Below are 17,480 nucleotides of genomic sequence, written 5' to 3'. Positions count from 1 at the left end.
GCGACTTGTTGTTGCCACTTGGCGCTGGTCTTGCAAGACTTTCCCTTGGACAAATTCACCCGGCGCAGGCGTCGTTGCAGCCATGGACTTGAATACCATCACAGCGGTCGCCCATCCGCAAACGCGCGGCGACTTGCCCGTTTGGACGCCAGGCGATGCTTGGCTCGCGGGCGGCACCTGGCTGTTCTCGGAGCCGCAAGTCCACCTCACGCGACTGATCGATCTCACCGACCTGAAATGGCCGGCGCTGGCGATCACTGAGAGCCATCTCGCCATCGCCGCCACCTGCACCATCTCGCAACTCGATGCGCTCCCCTGCCCCGCCGACTGGCTCGCGGCACCGCTGATTAGCCAATGCTGCCGCGCGTTTCTCGCCTCCTTCAAAATCTGGAAGACGGCGACCGTGGGCGGCAATCTCTGCATGTCGCTGCCGGCAGGGCCGATGATCTCGCTCACCGCTGCACTCGACGGCGTTTGCACGATCTGGAAAGCCGGCGGCGGCGAGCAGAGGATTCCCGTCGCCGAATTCGTCACGGGCAATCAGCGCAACCGCCTGTCGCCGGGCGACCTGCTGCGGCAGATCGACATTCCGCTTGCTGCATTGAAACGCCGCTCCGCGTTTCGCCAGATCTCGCTCGCGCTGGTCGGCCGCTCCGCGGCCCTTCTGATCGGGAGCCTCGATGGCGCCGGCGCACTGAAGCTGACCGTGACCGCATCGACCGTGCGCCCCGTCCTGTTGTCGTTTCCAAAGCCGCCCGACGCGGCCGCGCTTCGCACAGCGATCAGCGAGGAGATCACCGACGATCTCTATCACACCGACATTCATGGCAAGCCGCTCTGGCGCAAGCACATGACGCTGCGGCTCGCAGAGGAAATCCGCGCCGAACTCCTGGGTGCAACGCCGCCATGAGCGTCGAGGTCAATGGCGCGAAATTCCTCCAAGTGCCGCGCGCCGGCCAGTGCCTGCGCACGTTCTTGCGCGAGCTCGGTCATTTCGGGGTGAAAAAGGGCTGCGACGCCGGCGATTGCGGCGCCTGCACCGTGCTGCTCGACGGCGAGCCCGTGCATAGCTGCCTGATCCCCGCGTTTCGCGCGGAAGGCCGTTCGGTCACCACCATCGAAGGTCTCGGCGGCGAACATGGCACGCACCCGATGCAGCAGGCCTTCCTCGACGCGCAGGGGTTCCAGTGCGGCTTTTGCACCGCCGGCATGATCCTGACCTGCGCCTCGCTGAACCAGGCACAGCGCACCGACCTCGGCGCTGCGCTGAAGGGCAACATCTGCCGCTGCACCGGCTATCGCTCGATCGAGGATGCGATCGACGGCAAGACCAATGTCGAGGACAGCGTCGAGGCCGGCGGCGCATTCGGCCGCAGCCTGCCGGCGCCCGCGGGCCCGGACGTCGTCCGCGGCAAGGCGCGCTACACGTTCGACACAGAGGTCGACGGCCTGCTGCACATCAAGCTGCTGCGCTCGCCGCACGCGCACGCACGGATCGTCGCAATCGACAGATCGGTAGCGATGACGGTGCCTGGCGTGCACGCGATCCTCACGCACGAGGATGCACCGTCGGTGCTGATCTCGACGGCGCGGCACGAGAAGGACTGGATGGACCCCGAGGATACCCGCATCCTCGACGACGTCGTCCGCTTCATCGGCCAGAAGGTTGCCGCCGTAGTCGCCGAGAGTGAGGGGGCTGCCGAGGAGGCCTGCCGTCGGCTGAATGTCGATTACGAGATCTTGCCTGCGCTGATCGACCCTGAACAGGCGATGATGCCGGGCGCGCCTCTCGTTCATCCCGATCGCACCACGGCGAACCGGGTCGCTGATGCCCAGCGCAATCTCGTCGCGGAGACGCATGGCGAGTTCGGCGATGTCGCTTCCGCCCTCGCCACATCCGCAGTGACCTACGAGGCCACCTTTCACAGCCACCGCGTGCAGCACGCGGCGCTGGAGACCCATGGCGGCCTCGCCTGGCTCGACGATGCAGGCGTCCTCAACGTTCGCACCTCGACACAGGTGCCGTTTCTGACCCGGCGCGCGCTGTCGGACATCTTCCAGCTTCCCATGGACAAGGTCCGCGTGTTCTGCGAGCGCGTCGGTGGCGGTTTTGGAAGCAAGCAGGAGATGCTTGTCGAGGATATCCTGGCACTCGCCGCGCTGAAAACGGGACGACCCGTCAAGCTCGAGCTCACCCGCGAGGAGCAGTTCATCGCGACCTCGACACGGCATCCGATGCGGGTCCACATCAAGGCCGGCGCCGATGCCGACGGCAAGCTCACCGCGCTGCAGCTCGACGTGCTCTCCAACACCGGGGCTTACGGCAATCACGGCCCCTCCGTGATGTTCCACGCGGTGTCGGAATCCATTGCGGTTTACAACTGCCCGAACAAGCGCGTCGACGGTCACGTCGTCTATACAAATACGGTGCCCGCCGGCGCGTTTCGCGGCTATGGCTTGCCGCAGACCGTGATCGCGGTGGAAGCCGCGATCGACGAGCTCGCCAGGCAGCTTGGCATCAGCCCTTACGACATGCGCCGCCGCAACATCGTCAGGCCCGGCGATCCCATGCTGTCGCCGCCCGAATCCGAATATCACGACGTGCTCTACGGCTCCTACGGGCTCGATCAATGCATCGACCTCGTCGAGCGCGCCATGCGGGCCGATGGCCCGCAGCCCGAGTTGTCGGCGGACTGGCTGACCGGCGACGGCGTCGCGCTGACCATGATCGACACGGTGCCGCCCGCCGGCCACATCGCTGACGCCATGATCGCACTGAACCACGATGGCGGCTTCGATCTCACCGTGGGCACTGCCGAGTTCGGCAACGGCACCAGCACCGTGCACCGGCAGATCGCCGCGACAATTCTCGCAACCACCGTCGACAGGATCCGCCTGCGCCAGTCCGATACCGCCCACGGCGGCCACGACACCGGCGCCTATGGCAGCACCGGCACGTTCGTGGCCGGCAAGGCGACGCAAGCCGCGGCCGTGCAGCTTGCGACCGAATTGAAGGCGGTCGCTGCCAACGCGTGGCTTTGCGACGCCGGGACCTGCACCCTCGAAGGTGAGTTCGTCGTCAGCGGCGTACGGCGAATGTCCTTTGCCGAACTGGCGAAGTTTTCGCGCGAAGCCGGTCGTCCTCTCACAGCGCAGGGCAATTCAGGCGGAACGCCGCGCTCGGTCGGCTTCAACGTGCAGGGCTTTCGCATCGCCGTGAACAAGGGCACCGGTGAGATCAGGATTCTCAGGAGCGTGCAGGCGGCTGATGCGGGCGTCGTCGCCAATCCCATGCAGTGCCGCGGCCAGGTCGAGGGCGGCGTTGCGCAGGCCCTCGGCGCAGCGCTCTACGAGGAGATGGTGATCGACGCGAACGGCCGTGTCACCAATCCCAAGTTCCGCGATTACCATCTGCCGTCCTTCGCGGACGTCCCACGCACGGAAGTGTTGTTCGCCGAGACGTCCGACACGATCGGGCCGTTAGGGGCGAAGTCGATGAGCGAGAGCCCGTACAATCCGGTCGCCGCCGCGCTCGGCAATGCGATTGCCGATGCCACGGGCATCCGCTTCACCGCACCGCCGTTCAAGCCGGACCGGCTGTTTCCGGCGCTACACGACAAGTTCGGCGACGACTAGCTCCCGCGATACGTCGAATAGCTCCAGGGTGTCACCAGCAGTGGCACGTGGTAGTGCGCCTCCGGCTCGCTGATCGCGAAGCGCAGCGGGATCTCGTCGAGGAACGGCGGATCTGACAGCGGCACGTTGCGCTCGGCGTAATATGTGGCGACGCGGAAGCGGAGCTCGTAACGGCCGATCGGCAGCGGGCGACCGCCGATCAGCGGTTGATCGGTACGGCCATCCGCATTGGTGACCGTGCGCGCGATGACGCGGCTCTCGCCGAGCGCAGCGAGCTCGACGAGCTCGACCGGAATGCCCGGCGCGGGCTTGCCGGCGTGATTGTCCAGCACGTGGGTCGAGAGCCGGCCGTGCACCTTCAGCTTGTCGTCGGCGACGACGAGCTGATCGAGCCGCAGCGCCGAGATGCGGCCGATCTCCTCGATCGCGCGGCGCGTCTCGGTCTTGGCAATGTTGCGCAGGCGCACCTCGAAGTCGCTCAGCACCGAATCCTTGGTGTGACGGCGCACGCAGACGATGTAGGGGATGCCGAATTTCTCGCGATAGGCGTTGTTGACGCGCTCGAACGCGGCGTACTCCGCCTCCGACAGCCGGTCGAGGCCGGCGCTGTTCTGCTCACTGGTCGATTCCGCCGTCAGGCCCGCCGCGCGCTGGGTCTTGTTGGCGAGATCGGGATGCGCACGGATCAGTGCCAGTTGCACATCGGGTTCGGCGGCCTGTATCGCCGAAATCAGTGCTGCATGCAGCTGGTTGACGCCGGCAAACGGCCGCTGCGCTGCGAGCTGCTCGGCGATCCAGGGCGAATATTCGACGACGTTGGCGAGCGCGGCGACGAAGTCGGCCTTGCTTGCGGCGTTGAGGTCGGCGAGCGAGATTTGCGCCATCGTGACTTTACCCGATCCCGAACGCATCGGCGGCAAGATGCGCATGCTTGTCGTGCCAATGCTGCGCGATCTGCAGCCGCGTCGGCACCCAGACGCGCTCGTGCTTGCCGATATAATCGAGAAAGCGGATCAGGCCAGCAGCGCGACCGGGCCGGCCGGCGAGACGGCAGTGCAGGCCGACCGACATCATCTTCGGCGCGGTCTCGCCTTCGGCATAGAGCACGTCGAACGCATCTTTGAGATAGGTGTAGAACTGCTCGCCTTCGGCAAACCCTTGCGGGTTGATGAAACGCATGTCGTTGGCATCGAGCGTATAGGGAATGATGAGCTGCTTGCCGTTCGCGCCCTTGACCCAATAGGGCAGATCATCGGCATAGGAATCGCAGAGATAGAGGAAGCCGCCCTCTTCCATCAGCAGCCGATTGGTGTTGATCGAGGAGCGCCCGGTGTACCAGCCGAGCGGACGCGCTCCAGTGGCCTCGGTATGGACGCGGATCGACTCGGCAATCTCGGCGCGCTCCTGCGCTTCCGTCATGTCCTTGTGCTCGATCCATTTCAGGCTGTGGCTCGCGATGTCCCAGCCGGACTCCGTCATGGCAGCTACGATTTCCGGATTGCGCTTCAGCGCCGTGGCGACACCGAACACGGTGGTCGGCCACTTCCGCTCGCTGAACATCCGCCACAGCCGCCAGAAGCCGGCGCGCGAACCATATTCGAACATGGATTCGATATTGGCGTGGCGCTGGCCGGGCCAGGGCTGCGCGCCCAGCACGTCGGACAGGAACGCTTCCGATGCACGGTCTCCGTGCAAAATGTTGTTCTCGCCGCCTTCCTCGAAATTGACGACGAACTGCACCGCGACCCGCGCGTTACCGGGCCATTGCGGATGCGGCGGATTGCGGCCGTAACCGCGGAGATCGCGCGGGTAGCTGCTATCAGTCACTCAGACTTCCTCGAAGCGGATCGGCAGCGCGCCCTTCCACAGCACGCTCTTGCCCAGCGTCGCCAGGTTCTCGAGGCCCGAGGTCACCGTGATGAAGTGATTGCCGGCGAGCTGGCCCATCTTGCTGGCGAAGTGGACGCCGCCATAGGCCATCAGGATCTCGGTTTCGCTGATGCCGCCGGGATAGAGGATGATCTGGCCCGGCGCGGGATAGCTGGTGTGGTTCTCGTAGCCGACGCCGAAGTCGAGATCGCCGAGCGGCATCCAGACGCCTTCGCCGCTCCAGCGCACATGGATGATGTGGCTCTCGAACGGCAGCGCCTTGCGGAACGCCGCGACGGTCTTGGGCGCCGCCTGCTCCTCGAAGCGGGCGTCGAAGGTGAAATCGCCTGCGCGGATAACGAGTTTGCTCATCTCATCTCTCTGGATCGGGGGCCAAGGGATCGGAGGCCCACGGGGAACCTGCAAGCAAAGAGCATTCCGGCGGGCTTCGCGCAAGTGGCGCCGAGCCCCTCACCTGCGGTCGTAAGACCAGCCGAACAGTCCGCTCCGCCGCACCTCCGGCTCGGGCTCCGCAGCCGGTGCGGGAGCCTCCTTCAGTTCCGCCTGCGGCGGCGGCGCGGGCGCCGGCAGGTTCTCGCATTTTATGGAATAGACCAGCTTGCCGTCGGCCGTGCGCCCGATCGGCGCGCAGGGGTCGGGATGCGCCGCCGAGGTTTTCGGAGTCAATTTGACCTGCGCCGCAGCCGGCGCCGCGATCAACAGCAGGATCAGCAGATATTTCGACATCGTTGTCGGGCCTTAAACCGTCATTGACCCCATTCAACCGGATTGCGCGGGTCAAGTCCATCGGGCCCGGTGGGGCGATTGCCGAATATTTAGCCTGGACCAAAAAACTTGCTCGCCCCTTCGTGAAAGCGGCGCGACCGATCGTGAAGCCAGCGCTGCTGATGCCGGGCGGCCCGCATCGCCATGTGAGGCGTGACGACGATGACACTTCTGACAACCGGGACGTCGTCACGGGAGAAACAACCATGGAAAAGACTTCCACGATTCTCAGCGCCGCTCTGATCGCTGCCGTCACCGTCCAGACCGCTGCGGCGAGCGACCGCCATCATGTCCGCAAGGCGCAACCTGCCCCCATCAGCCAATCGGCGCGCGACTCCAACGCAGCGATGTGGCCATCGCAACCAACGGCCCCCGACTGGTCGCGCTACGCCAACGGCGCAATGTCGGCGCCGGCGGGACGGTGATGGTGGAGGCGTAGAGCGGCTGCAACGCGCAGTGCCGTAGGGTGGGCAACGGCGCGAAGCGCCGTGCCCACGATTCCGGTGATGAAACGCAAAATGCGTGGGCACGCTTCCGCCCTCGCTCTTCGAGCTACGGCGGACAAGTCGCTTTGCCCATCCTGCCCGCACCTCTCGTGCCGACGCTGCCGCGTCCACTGCAAGCCCGGCTCGCGATCAGTGACAACGTACGATCGCCCCTTACCGGCGAAGGTTGACAGGCCGTGCAGGTGTTTTGCCCGTTGGGCAACCGTCAGTACGGATTGTAGTAGCGTGGCCCGCCATCGTAGCCGTAGCCCGGCCCATAATAGCCCGGGCCGCCACCATAATAGCGCGGGCCGCCATAGTAATAATTGTCGTAGTAGTCCTGGCGCCGGCTCTCGGCGATCGCGCCTCCGATCAGGCCGGCCGCGGCGCCCATGAAGGCAAGGCCGGCGGCGCTCGGTCCGCGCCGATAATAGCGGTGACGTCGCGCGGCGCTGAAATCGGTGGCGTTGGATGAGCCCTGACCTGCCGCAGCCGAGGCTTTGGCCGCTGTGGAGGACGCAGCGGCCGACGGCGATACGGACGCCGCGACCAGGGCGAGAGTGGCGAATGCGGCGAGCGCAGTGCTGCGGCCGACCTTCGAATTCACGGACTTGTCACTCATCTGAACGTCCTCTGTTCGCGCCCAAAAAAGAGATATGGAAACAATAGATAATGCGCAAAGCACTGAAATGGTTTCGTGATCGCGGCAATCTGCCACGCTTTGAACGATTGTAAACTGAACCGCCCAATCCAGCTTGCTCCATTCAACCTGAGCGGATAATGAACAGGCGCGCCGTTTTTCGGCTGCCGTAAGCGTTCACGTGAACCAACGCATCAACCGACGCCGTCGGAATCGATGCCATTTTTTGGGTTCAACGTGACTGACGCGTCCTGCCATGAATGCCTATTCCCTTGGATCAAGCTTCCACATTTTCGTCTTCACCGGTCGCGCTGTCGCGACACCCACCACTGCTGCTCTATATCGCCTCGCGCACCCTGTCGGAATTCTCCTATCAGGTCGCCACGGTCGCCGTGGGCTGGCAGATCTATGCGCTGACCGGCAGCGCCTTCTATCTCGGCCTCGCCGGTCTGGTGCAGTTCATTCCGAGCGCGCTGCTCGTGTTCGTCGCCGGACACGCTGCCGACCGCTACGACCGCCGCCGCATTGTCCAGCTCTGCGAGCTGACACAGGGCCTGGCAGCCGGCTACCTCGCCATGCGACTGCTCACGGGGACGTTGATCGCGCCCGAGATCTTCATCGTACTCGGCGTCTTCGGACTGTGCGGCGCCTTTGAGGCTCCGGCCTCGTCGGCGCTGCTGCCGGCTGTTGCACCTGACGGCATGCTGCAACGCGCGACTGCACTGTCGACCGGCACCTGGCAGGTCGCGACCATCGGCGGCCCGGCCGTTGGCGGCCTGGCCTATGCATTGTCGCCGAGCGCGCCGTTCACGCTGATGGCAGTGCTGTCCCTGATCGCCTGCGGCCTCAGCGGTCTGATCCGTGTCGAGCGAACGGCGTCTTCCGAGCACGAAAGCATCGACGGACTCTTCGCCGGCCTTCATTTCGTGCGCAACAACCCGGCGATCCTCGGCACGATCTCGCTCGACCTGTTTGCGGTCCTGCTCGGCGGCGCCACCGCGCTGCTGCCGATCTATGCCAAGGACATCTTGCAGGCCGGTCCCTGGGCGCTCGGCGTGATGCGCGCAGCGCCCGCGGTCGGCGCGCTCTGCATGACCGCGGTGATCGCACGCCATCCGATCGCTCGGCGCGCAGGTCTACGAATGTTCCAGGCGGTGATCGCCTTCGGGCTCGCGACCATCGTGTTCGCGCTGTCGCGCAACATCTGGCTCTCGGTGATCGCGCTCGCCGCGATGGGTGCGGCCGACACCATCAGTGTCGTCGTCCGTGTCGCGCTGGTGCAGCTGGCGACGCCCGATGCGATGCGCGGCCGCGTCGGCGCCGTCAACTTCCTGTTCATCAACGCCTCCAACCAGCTTGGCGAATTCGAGAGCGGCATGGCGGCGGCGCTGCTCGGCGCGATGCCGGCCGCCGCGCTCGGCGGCCTCGGCACCATCGCGATCGCGCTGCTCTGGATGAAGCTGTTTCCGGTGCTGCGCGAGGTGGACAAGCTGGAGTGAATTTCTAGGCTCTGTAGCTCCAGTACTTTCGGAGCGCATCGCCTGAGGCCTGGAGGTCGAAGCGCTGGTCGGGCGCGAGCTGCTGCACGATCAGATTGAACATGTCGTTGAGGATCGAACGCTTCTCGCCGAAATAGGAGTGATGCAGGCCGACCAGGCTGGTGTCGACCAGCGACGCATCGATCGTATCGATGCCGTCGACCACCGTCAGGGCATCGCCGGCCTCGCCTGCCCGGGGATAGCCGTGCACGAATTTCGAGGCCAGCAACGCCACATCGCGGGACGAGGCATAGAGCGTGACACGCGCCGCGCAACCCTTGAATTTCGCGGCGAGCTGGACGAAGCGATCGCGGTCGATGTCGGGCGCGGCGAAGATGATCTGGCCGAGCTTTGCGGCGCCGGCCGGCAACTGCCAGGAGGTGACGCGTTCGAGCGTGTTGATGACCGCGCGATTGCCCATGCTGTGGGCGATGATGTGAACCTTGCCGGCCCCGACCTCGCCAAGCACGAGTTGGAGGAACGCCTCGAAATGATCGCGCGACCAGTCGATCGTGCTCTCGTCCACGGTGTATTTCTTGGTGTCGGCCGCCGACGCCCAGCTGTACAGCAGCGTCCGGCCTGCAAATTTCAGATCGACTGCAAGCTGCCCGGCCCGCCGCGCCGCATCGTCGAACGTCACGTTGTAGCCGTGCACGAAGATCAGGACGTCATGCTCGCTCGCAGCGGCAAGCGAGTCCTTCAGGCTCGTGACGAAGGCATCCCGGCCAAGCGCGGCGACAGTTTTGAGAATCACGTGCTTTTCGGGATTGGCCGAGAGTTCGAGACGCCACCAGCTCGGGCTGGTGAGTTCGCCGAGGTCGCGGCCGCGCGTGGGCACGCTGACCTCTGCGACGCCCAGGGACAGCGTGCCTCGCGCGCCGCCGAAATAATGCGCCGGCGTGTCGTCGCCTCTGGCGCGATCGGTGCCGTAGAAGACGGGGATGGTGACGACGCCGGTTGTCTCATCCGTGGTCGGCCGGACGGTATCAAGGACGACGGGCGGCGACACGCGGCCGCGACGGGTCACGGTCTCCCTGGTGGCAACGGGCGCTGCCATGTCTGCCATCACGCGTTCGACGAGTTCCATCGCCGGGGGTTCGGCGAGCAGCCGCACGACCAAGAGATCGAGCGACTGGCGAAGCTTGGCCGGATCCTCGCCCTGGCCGGCGCGCGCGGCGAGCTCCTGCAATTCCTCGCCGTAAGCGGGCCATTTGTCGCCCAGCAGATCCTTCAACCGGGGCCCGAGTTCGAGCAAAGCAAGCAACAGGCGAAGCGTGTCCGACATCGCACGTCCCTCGTCGCTGAATGCGGCCAAGGCACTGGCCCGGCCGTCCATCCCTAGCCTAGAGGTTGTGAACGATCTGGCAAGTCCGCTGCGCGTGCCAGCGTCAACTTGCCATCCTGATCTGTCTGGGGCGCGCGCTTTATGACAACGCGCCCAGCACGCCGCGCGTGGCCTTGTCGATCTCCTCGACATAGCGGCGGCGGGCGAAGGTCTCGGTCAGGAAACCGACCACCTTGCGGCTGTCGGTGGAATCGACCACCGCCAGCATTTCGGCTTCCGCCTCGTCGAACACCGCCATCGCGCTCTTCACGTTCATCTCCGGGATCAGCACGATCTCGGTCAGGCGCGCGAGCTCGATGACCTGGATGTCGTCGGCGATGGTGTCGAGATCGCTGGAGAACAAATCGGGCAGCAGCACGAGGCCGACATATTCGTCAGCATTGTTGACGATGACGATGCCGGGCCGCGATCCCAAGGCGAACTCCCGGCGCGTCGCGGCGATCGTGGTGCTCGACGGCACCTTGCCGACGTCGGAGCGCATCAGCCGCTCGACGGTGAGGTTGCGCAGCCAGCCGACGTCGTTGGCGCTGCGGATGGTCTCGCCGCGCAGATGCAAGCGCCAGGTCGAGAACGAGTGGCCGAACATGAAGCGCACGCAGATCGAGGTGACGATGCAACCGGCCAGCACCACGGCGGTGACGTCGACATTGCGGGTCATCTCGAGCACGAGGAACGACATGGTCAGGGGACCGCCGACGATGGCGACGCCGAGCGTCGCCATGCCGGTCAGCATCGCCACCAGCGGATTGATCACGAAGTTCGGACTGATCAACAGCAGCACCGCCGAGAAAAACTTCCCGATCAGGCTGCCGACGAACAGCGAGGCGAAAAAGAGCCCGCCACGGAAACCTGATGCCAGCGAGATCAGGCAGGCCGTCACCTTCAGCGCGATGATGATCGCGATCAGGCCGATCGTCATCTCGTGGAAGAGGTCGAGCACCATGGCGCCGTGGCCCGCCGCCAGCACCTGCGGCGTGACGATGGCGAAACCGCCGACGATGAGGCCGCCGATCACCGGGCGCAGCCAGACCGGCAGCCATTTGAACAGCCGTTCGAACATCGAGGACGAGCGCATCACGGCGATGCCGACGCCGCTGGTGACGAGCGCAAGCCCGATCAGCGCCAGATATTGCTCGACGCCGACGGCGCTGACCTTCGGGATTTCGAGGGAGTAAGGCGCGCCACCGAGCCATTGCGCGGTCAGCGCGCCGGCGAGCGAGGCTGCCAGGATGGGGGCCGCGCTGCCGACCGAATAGACGCCGACGATCAGCTCGCAGGCGTAGAAGGCGCCGGTGATCGGCGCGCCGAAGGCCGCCGCGATCGCCGCCGCCGCGCCGCAGCCCACGATCAGGCGCAAATCGTTGCGCCGGAGATTAAAGAATTTGCCAAACAGCGAGGCGATGCCCGAGCCGATCTGGGTGTAGCCGGCCTCGAGTCCGACCGAGGCACCGCAGCCGTTCGAGATCAAGGTCTGGCTCGACACCACCACGCTGTCGCGCATCGACAGATTGCCGCCGCGCAGCGCATTGGCCTCGATCGGGTCGACCGCGCTGGAGATCTTCCACCGCCGCCGCCACCATTCCATGATGCCGAGCACGAGGCCGCCAAGCGCCGGCGCGATCATCGCCGCCCAGGGGTTGATATAGGTGTTGGCGGAGAGGCGCACGTCGATCGGGATGCCGTAGATCACGACATGGGCGATCTGCGCGATCTCGGCCATCAGCGTCACGATCGCGCCGGCCAGCGTGCCGATCACGAGCGCCAGCGGGATCAAATAGAACTCGTTGCTGCGCAAAAGGGCGCGCAGCCGGACCATGGTGCGGTTCGTCCCCTTGCCGTCGACGATATGCCTGATCCGCGCGAACACCAGCCGCCCTACCCGTCCGACACGCCGTAGCCGGCCATGCGCTGGCGGACCCGCTCGATTTCGGCGCTCGACAGCAGCGGCGGTTTGCCGATCTGGAGACAGCCGTGATATTGCCGCGCCAGCGTCTCGACCTCGACGGCGAGCCACATCGCCTTGTCGAGCGTCTTGCCGACCGCGATCATGCCGTGATGGTCAAGCAGGCAGGCGAGCCGGCCGACGAGCGCGCGCACCGCGTGCTCGGACAGCTCTGCCGTACCGAAAGTGGCATAGGGCGCGCAGCGGATGTTGTCGCCGCCGGCGGCCGCGATCATGTAGTGCACGGGCGGGATGTCCAGGCCCATGATCGCCAGGATGGTGCAATAGGTCGGATGGGCGTGCACGACGGCGTTGACGTCGGCGCGCGCCTTCAGGATGTCCAGATGGAAGCGCCACTCGCTGGACGGCTTCTGGCCGGGGGCATGCGAGCCGTCCTTCGCCATGAAGACGATCTGGTCCGGCGTCATGGTGTCGTAGGGCAGGCTCGTGGGCGTGATCAGCAGCCCCTCCCCGTGTCGCAGGCTGATATTGCCTGACGTGCCCTGGTTGATGCCGAGCGCATTCATGCGGCGGCAGGCGTCGATGATGGCCTGTCTCTTGTCGAGCTCGTCCGCTGTCATCGACATCCCGATTTCATCTCGACCTTCTTGGCGATGGGCGCTTCTTGAGAGGGGAAGTACGTCAAAGCAATGTGGCAGTGCAAGCGAAAGCGGACCTGTTCAGGCGCCGTCTTGCCGGCGGACCAGCCACATCATGAATTAGATCGTAAAATCAACAGATTAACAGATTACCGCAGCCCTATGACAGGCTGGCCCGGACGGCCGCAATCCCGTTGATCACGAACTGCACCGAATAGGCCGCGAGCAGCATGCCGAGCACGCGTGACAGCACGGCATTACCGGTGCGCCCCAGCGTCCGCGCGATCAGGTGAGCCGAGATGAAGCAGAACATGCAGATCAGGCAAACGGCGAGGACGACCGCGATTATGATCGCAAGCCTCGGCCCATAGCCGGCATTGCCCGTCAGCAGCAGCGTGGTCGCGATCGCGCCGGGGCCGGCCATCATGGGAATGGCCAGCGGAAACACCGCGACATCGGAGGCGTGCTCCGCGGTCGCCTTGTCGGCCTCCCGCGCCTCGCGATGCGGCCGGTCGCCGAAGATCATCTGGTAGGACACGCCGAACAGCAGCAGCCCGCCCGCGATCTGGAACGCGGGGATGCCGATCCCGAGCTGGCGCAGCAGCCAATTTCCGACGAGCGCAATCACGACCAGGATCGAGGCCGCGATGAAGGGCGCGCGCAACGCCACCGTCCGCTTGATCTTGTCGGGCATGCCCCCGGTCGCAGCCAGAAACGCCGGCGCAAGGCCGACGGGATCGACCACCAGCAACAGCGTCACGAAGGCGGACAGGGCGAAGTCGAGCATGGGCTGGGCGTCTCGGGCGAGCGTGGTTGTCGCAGCCAGCCATAGCGGCTCGCGGGAGCCTTCGCGAGGAACATTTGCCGATCCCGGTTCTTGATCGCGTGAGGATTGAGGAAGGGCATGCCTTCCCGTGTCACCTCATGAGGAGGATCCATGGCTAAGAAAGCAAAGAAACGTGCATCTAGGAAAAAGACCGCATCGCGGCGCCCGCGTCAGGCGCCTAAGATGCTCAGCGACCTGTTTCTGGAAACGCTGAAAGACATTTATTTCGCCGAGAACAAGATCATCAAGACGCTGCCGAAGATGGCCAAGGCCGCCCATTCGAAGGACCTTGCCGCCGCCTTCAACAAGCATCTGCGGGAGACGCAGGGCCAGGTCAAACGGCTCGAGCAGATCTTCAAGATGCTGGACAAGCCGGCGCGCGGCAAGCCGTGTGAGGCGATCAACGGCATCACCGAGGAGGGCGCCGAGATCATGAAGGATTTCAAGAACGCCCCTGCCCTCGACGCCGGCCTGCTCGCCGCGGCGCAGGCTGTCGAGCATTACGAGATCTCCCGTTACGGCACGCTGCGCACCTGGGCCGAGGAGCTCGGCATGCCCGAGGCGGCAAGGCTCCTCCAGGATACGCTGGACGAGGAAGAGGCCACCGACCACACCCTGACCGAGCTTGCCACGTCGGTCATCAACCTCAAAGCGGAGGCCGAGTACCGCGAAGCCGCCTGATTCCGACCATTCCGCCTAATTGTTGCCTCCGGCGCCGCGGAACATCTCCGCGGCGTCGATGCGTCTGAGCGCAAGGGCCTCGTCTCGATCGAGGGCCAGACGTGCCGCAAACGCGCGATGCTGGAATTTGCGGGAACCATCACCATATCCCCGTTTTCCAACCGCAGCGCCTTTCCCGAGTTTTGCCATGCAACCCAAAAATCCCTTCGACTGGATGCTGTCCGAAGCCCTGGACCAGCTGACCCGCGGCGAACGGCTGCGCCAGCAGTTCGGCCGTCAGGAAGCCTGCTGGGAGCCGCCGATCGACGTGCTCGAGACCGAGCATGAGCTTTTGATCCTGGTCGCGCTTCCCGGCGTCAATCCGGACAATGTCGAGACGGTGATCCAGGACGGCGTGCTTATCATCTCCGGCCAGCGCACGCTGCCGCCAGAGCTTCGCAACGCCCGCATCCACCGCCTCGAACTGCCGCAGGGGCGCTTCGAGCGCCGCATCGCATTGCCCCTTGGCCGCTACGCCATCAGCCGCTTCGTGATGGACGGCTGCGTCGCACTGCGCCTCGCCAAATCCTGAGGTCGATCATGGCCACCGAACAGATGAATACCGCACAGACCAATCCAGACGTGAAGATCCCCGACGACGCGCTGATCATCATCCCCGTGCGCGAGATGGTGCTCTTCCCCGGCGCCATCGCGCCGATCGCGATCGCGCGGCCGAAGTCCGTCGCCGCCGCGCAGCAGGCGCTGCGTGAGCAGCGGCCGATCGGCATCGTCCTGCAGCGCAGCCCCGAGACCGACGAGCCCGGCCCGGACGATCTCTACAAGGTCGCGACCATCGCCAACATCGTGCGCTACATCACCGCGCCCGACGGCACGCATCACATCGTCTGCCAGGGCGTGCAGCGCGCGCGCATCATCGACTTCCTGCCGGGGACGCCGTTCCTGGCTGCGCGCTTCCAGCAGATTCCGGAGCCGACCACGTCCTCGGCTGAGATCGAGGCGCGGGCGCTGAACCTGCAGCGCCAGGCGATCGAGGCCGTCGAGCTGCTGCCGCAGGCGCCGCCAGAGCTGGTCGCGATGTTCCAGAGCACCACCGCGCCCGGCGCGCTGGCCGATCTGGCGACCTCGTTCATGGACATCAAGCCGCAAGACAAGCAGGAGGTGCTGGAGACCATCGACCTCGCTTTGCGCGTCGAGAAGGTGTCGAAGCATCTGGCCGAGCGGCTGGAGGTGCTGCGCATCAGCAATGAGATCGGCCAGAAGACCAAAGCCTCTTTCGACGAGCGGCAGCGCGAGGCGATCCTGCGCGAGCAGATGGCGACCATTCAACGCCAGCTGGGCGAAGGCGACGGCAAGGCCGCCGAGGTCGCCGAGCTGACGGCTGCCATCGCCAAGGCCAACATGCCGCCGGAAGCGGATGCGCACGCCAAGAAGGAGCTGCGCCGCTACGAGCGCATGCCCGAGGCCGCCGGTGAATCCGGCATGGTCCGCACCTATCTCGACTGGCTGATCGAGCTGCCGTGGGCGCTGCCCGCGGAGAAGCCGATCGATATCAAGGAAGCGCGTCGCATCCTGGATGCCGATCATTTCGGCCTGGAGAAGATCAAGGGCCGGATCATCGAATATTTGGCGGTGCGCAAGCTCGCGCCGCAGGGCAAGGCGCCGATCCTGTGCTTCGTCGGTCCGCCCGGCGTCGGCAAGACCTCGCTCGGCCAGTCCATCGCGCGCGCGATGGATCGCCCCTTCGTGCGCGTCAGCCTCGGCGGCGTGCATGACGAGGCCGAGATCCGCGGCCACCGGCGCACCTATATCGGTGCGCTGCCCGGCAACATCATCCAGGGCATCAAGAAGGCGGGCGCACGCAATTGCGTCATGATGCTGGACGAGATCGACAAGATGGGCCGTGGCGTGCAGGGCGATCCCTCTGCCGCCATGCTGGAGGTGCTCGACCCCGAGCAGAACGGGACGTTCCGAGACAATTACCTGGGCGTGCCCTTCGACCTGTCGCGCGTGGTATTCATCGCGACGGCCAACATGCTGGACCAGATTCCGGGTCCGCTGCTGGACCGCATGGAGCTGATCAGCCTCGCCGGCTATACCGAGGAAGAGAAGCTGGAGATCGCCAAGCGTTATCTGGTGCGGCGGCAGCTGGAGGCCAACGGCTTGACGGCCGAGCAGGCCGAGATCGAGCCGGAGGCGCTGAAGCTGGTCGTCAAGGGTTACACCCGCGAGGCCGGCGTGCGTAACCTCGAGCGCGAGATCGGCAAGGTGTTCCGCCATGCTGCGGTGCAGGTTGCCGAAGGCACGGCTGCGAAGGTCGTGGTGACGCCGAACGACATCGGCACCGTGCTCGGTCAGCCGCGCTTCGAAGGCGAGATCGCGCAGCGCACCAGCATCCCGGGCGTGGCCACCGGCCTTGCCTGGACGCCGGTCGGCGGCGACATCCTGTTCATCGAGGCCTCGCGCGTGCCCGGCCGCGGCGGGATGATCCTGACCGGCCAGCTCGGTGACGTCATGCGCGAGAGCGTGCAGGCGGCGATGACGCTGGTGAAGAGCAAGGCGTCGCAGCTCGGCATCGATCCCCAGGTGTTCGAGAAGAACGACATCCACGTTCACGTTCCGGCGGGTGCGACCCCGAAGGACGGACCGAGCGCGGGCGTGGCGATGTTCACGGCGCTGACGTCACTGCTCACCAACCGCACGGTGCGGAGCGACACGGCGATGACCGGCGAGATCTCGCTGCGCGGACTGGTGCTGCCGGTCGGCGGCATCAAGGAGAAGGTGGTGGCTGCGGCCGCCGCCGGATTGAAGCGAGTGATGCTGCCGGCGCGCAACAAGCGGGATTACGACGACATCCCGAAGAGCGCGCGGGACAAGCTCGAATTCATCTGGCTGGAGCGCGTCGACGAAGCCATCGCCGCGGCGCTCGAGCCGGCGGAAGCCCAAGTCGATGCTAAGATCGAAGCGGCGGAGTGATGCGATGAAGAAACTGCTGGAAGAAGCGAAGCGATCGCGGAAGACGCAGCGGCTGCGCCAGCTGCTCGATCGTGCCATCGGCCGGGTGCGCGATGCGCTCGCCGGACCCGAGCCGCGGCTTCAGCCGGTCCCGGTCCGGGCCAGGCGCCGCAAGGGCTGA

17 protein-coding genes are annotated in these 17,480 nt (G+C 65.5%); 8 read left to right on the top strand and 9 right to left on the bottom strand.

Annotation, left to right across the window (positions count from 1 at the left end; translation table 11 throughout):
• Positions 1-82 precede the first annotated feature (82 nt).
• Positions 83-910: an FAD binding domain-containing protein gene (locus QA645_RS13485; protein WP_283050772.1), complete on the top strand. Its 828-nt coding sequence runs from the start codon at positions 83-85 to the stop codon at positions 908-910.
• Positions 907-3,636: a molybdopterin cofactor-binding domain-containing protein gene (locus QA645_RS13480; RefSeq protein ID WP_283050771.1), complete on the top strand. Its 2,730-nt coding sequence runs from the start codon at positions 907-909 to the stop codon at positions 3,634-3,636. Before QA645_RS13485 ends, QA645_RS13480 begins: the two co-directional genes overlap by 4 nt.
• Here QA645_RS13480 and uraD read toward each other — a convergent pair.
• The 4 genes from uraD to QA645_RS13460 all read right to left on the bottom strand — a co-directional run bounded on the left by uraD (position 3,633) and on the right by QA645_RS13460 (position 6,252).
• On the bottom strand, positions 3,633-4,520 hold the full coding sequence (gene uraD, locus QA645_RS13475; RefSeq protein WP_283050770.1) for a 2-oxo-4-hydroxy-4-carboxy-5-ureidoimidazoline decarboxylase: 888 nt from the start codon (positions 4,518-4,520) through the stop codon (positions 3,633-3,635). The genes QA645_RS13480 and uraD overlap by 4 nt on opposite strands.
• A 7-nt stretch (positions 4,521-4,527) precedes the next feature.
• On the bottom strand, positions 4,528-5,463 hold the full coding sequence (gene puuE, locus QA645_RS13470) for an allantoinase PuuE (protein ID WP_283050769.1): 936 nt from the start codon (positions 5,461-5,463) through the stop codon (positions 4,528-4,530).
• Complete coding sequence (locus QA645_RS13465) at positions 5,464-5,877, bottom strand: DUF3830 family protein (RefSeq protein ID WP_027531871.1); 414 nt, start codon at positions 5,875-5,877, stop codon at positions 5,464-5,466.
• Between the two features lie 99 nt (positions 5,878-5,976).
• A complete protein-coding gene (locus QA645_RS13460; protein WP_283050768.1) occupies positions 5,977-6,252 on the bottom strand; it encodes a hypothetical protein in 276 nt (91 codons plus the stop codon).
• A 23-nt stretch (positions 6,253-6,275) separates the two neighbouring features.
• Here QA645_RS13460 and QA645_RS13455 point away from each other — a divergent pair, with 23 nt between their 5' ends.
• Positions 6,276-6,716: a hypothetical protein gene (locus QA645_RS13455; RefSeq protein WP_283050767.1), complete on the top strand. Its 441-nt coding sequence runs from the start codon at positions 6,276-6,278 to the stop codon at positions 6,714-6,716.
• Positions 6,717-7,002: 286 nt separating this feature from the next.
• Here the strand turns inward: QA645_RS13455 and QA645_RS13450 are convergent, their stop codons facing one another.
• Positions 7,003-7,398, bottom strand: a complete 396-nt coding sequence (locus QA645_RS13450; RefSeq protein WP_283050766.1) for a hypothetical protein — start codon at positions 7,396-7,398, stop codon at positions 7,003-7,005.
• A gap of 329 nt (positions 7,399-7,727) precedes the next feature.
• On the opposite strand from QA645_RS13450, the gene QA645_RS13445 reads away from it, so the two are divergent.
• Entirely contained in the window at positions 7,728-8,915 is a 1,188-nt protein-coding gene (locus QA645_RS13445; protein WP_283053180.1) for an MFS transporter, read from the top strand.
• Between the two features lie 4 nt (positions 8,916-8,919).
• Here the strand turns inward: QA645_RS13445 and QA645_RS13440 are convergent, their stop codons facing one another.
• The 4 genes from QA645_RS13440 to QA645_RS13425 all read right to left on the bottom strand — a co-directional run bounded on the left by QA645_RS13440 (position 8,920) and on the right by QA645_RS13425 (position 13,627).
• Complete coding sequence (locus QA645_RS13440) at positions 8,920-10,239, bottom strand: alpha/beta hydrolase (protein ID WP_283050765.1); 1,320 nt, start codon at positions 10,237-10,239, stop codon at positions 8,920-8,922.
• A 139-nt stretch (positions 10,240-10,378) separates the two neighbouring features.
• Positions 10,379-12,166, bottom strand: a complete 1,788-nt coding sequence (locus QA645_RS13435; RefSeq protein ID WP_283050763.1) for a chloride channel protein — start codon at positions 12,164-12,166, stop codon at positions 10,379-10,381.
• Positions 12,167-12,174: 8 nt separating this feature from the next.
• Positions 12,175-12,828 (bottom strand): class II aldolase/adducin family protein, encoded by a 654-nt coding sequence (locus QA645_RS13430; RefSeq protein WP_283050762.1) that lies wholly within the window; start codon positions 12,826-12,828, stop codon positions 12,175-12,177.
• Positions 12,829-13,000: 172 nt separating this feature from the next.
• Positions 13,001-13,627, bottom strand: a complete 627-nt coding sequence (locus QA645_RS13425) for a MarC family protein (RefSeq protein WP_283050761.1) — start codon at positions 13,625-13,627, stop codon at positions 13,001-13,003.
• A gap of 150 nt (positions 13,628-13,777) precedes the next feature.
• Between QA645_RS13425 and QA645_RS13420 the strand changes: the two genes are divergently transcribed.
• From QA645_RS13420 to QA645_RS13405, 4 genes are all read left to right on the top strand, one after another.
• Complete coding sequence (locus QA645_RS13420) at positions 13,778-14,347, top strand: ferritin-like domain-containing protein (protein ID WP_283050760.1); 570 nt, start codon at positions 13,778-13,780, stop codon at positions 14,345-14,347.
• A 187-nt stretch (positions 14,348-14,534) separates the two neighbouring features.
• Positions 14,535-14,918: an Hsp20/alpha crystallin family protein gene (locus tag QA645_RS13415; protein WP_148771077.1), complete on the top strand. Its 384-nt coding sequence runs from the start codon at positions 14,535-14,537 to the stop codon at positions 14,916-14,918.
• Between the two features lie 8 nt (positions 14,919-14,926).
• The gene (gene lon, locus QA645_RS13410) at positions 14,927-17,320 is read left to right on the top strand and encodes an endopeptidase La (protein ID WP_283050759.1); all 2,394 of its coding nucleotides are present in this window, start codon (positions 14,927-14,929) and stop codon (positions 17,318-17,320) included.
• A gap of 4 nt (positions 17,321-17,324) precedes the next feature.
• Positions 17,325-17,480, top strand: a complete 156-nt coding sequence (locus QA645_RS13405; protein ID WP_283050758.1) for a hypothetical protein — start codon at positions 17,325-17,327, stop codon at positions 17,478-17,480.

The sequence above is a fragment of the Bradyrhizobium sp. CIAT3101 genome (assembly GCF_029714945.1).
Lineage (GTDB): Bacteria > Pseudomonadota > Alphaproteobacteria > Rhizobiales > Xanthobacteraceae > Bradyrhizobium.
The sequence above is the reverse complement of the archived record's forward strand: the minus strand, read 5'-3'. Positions and strand labels throughout refer to the sequence as shown.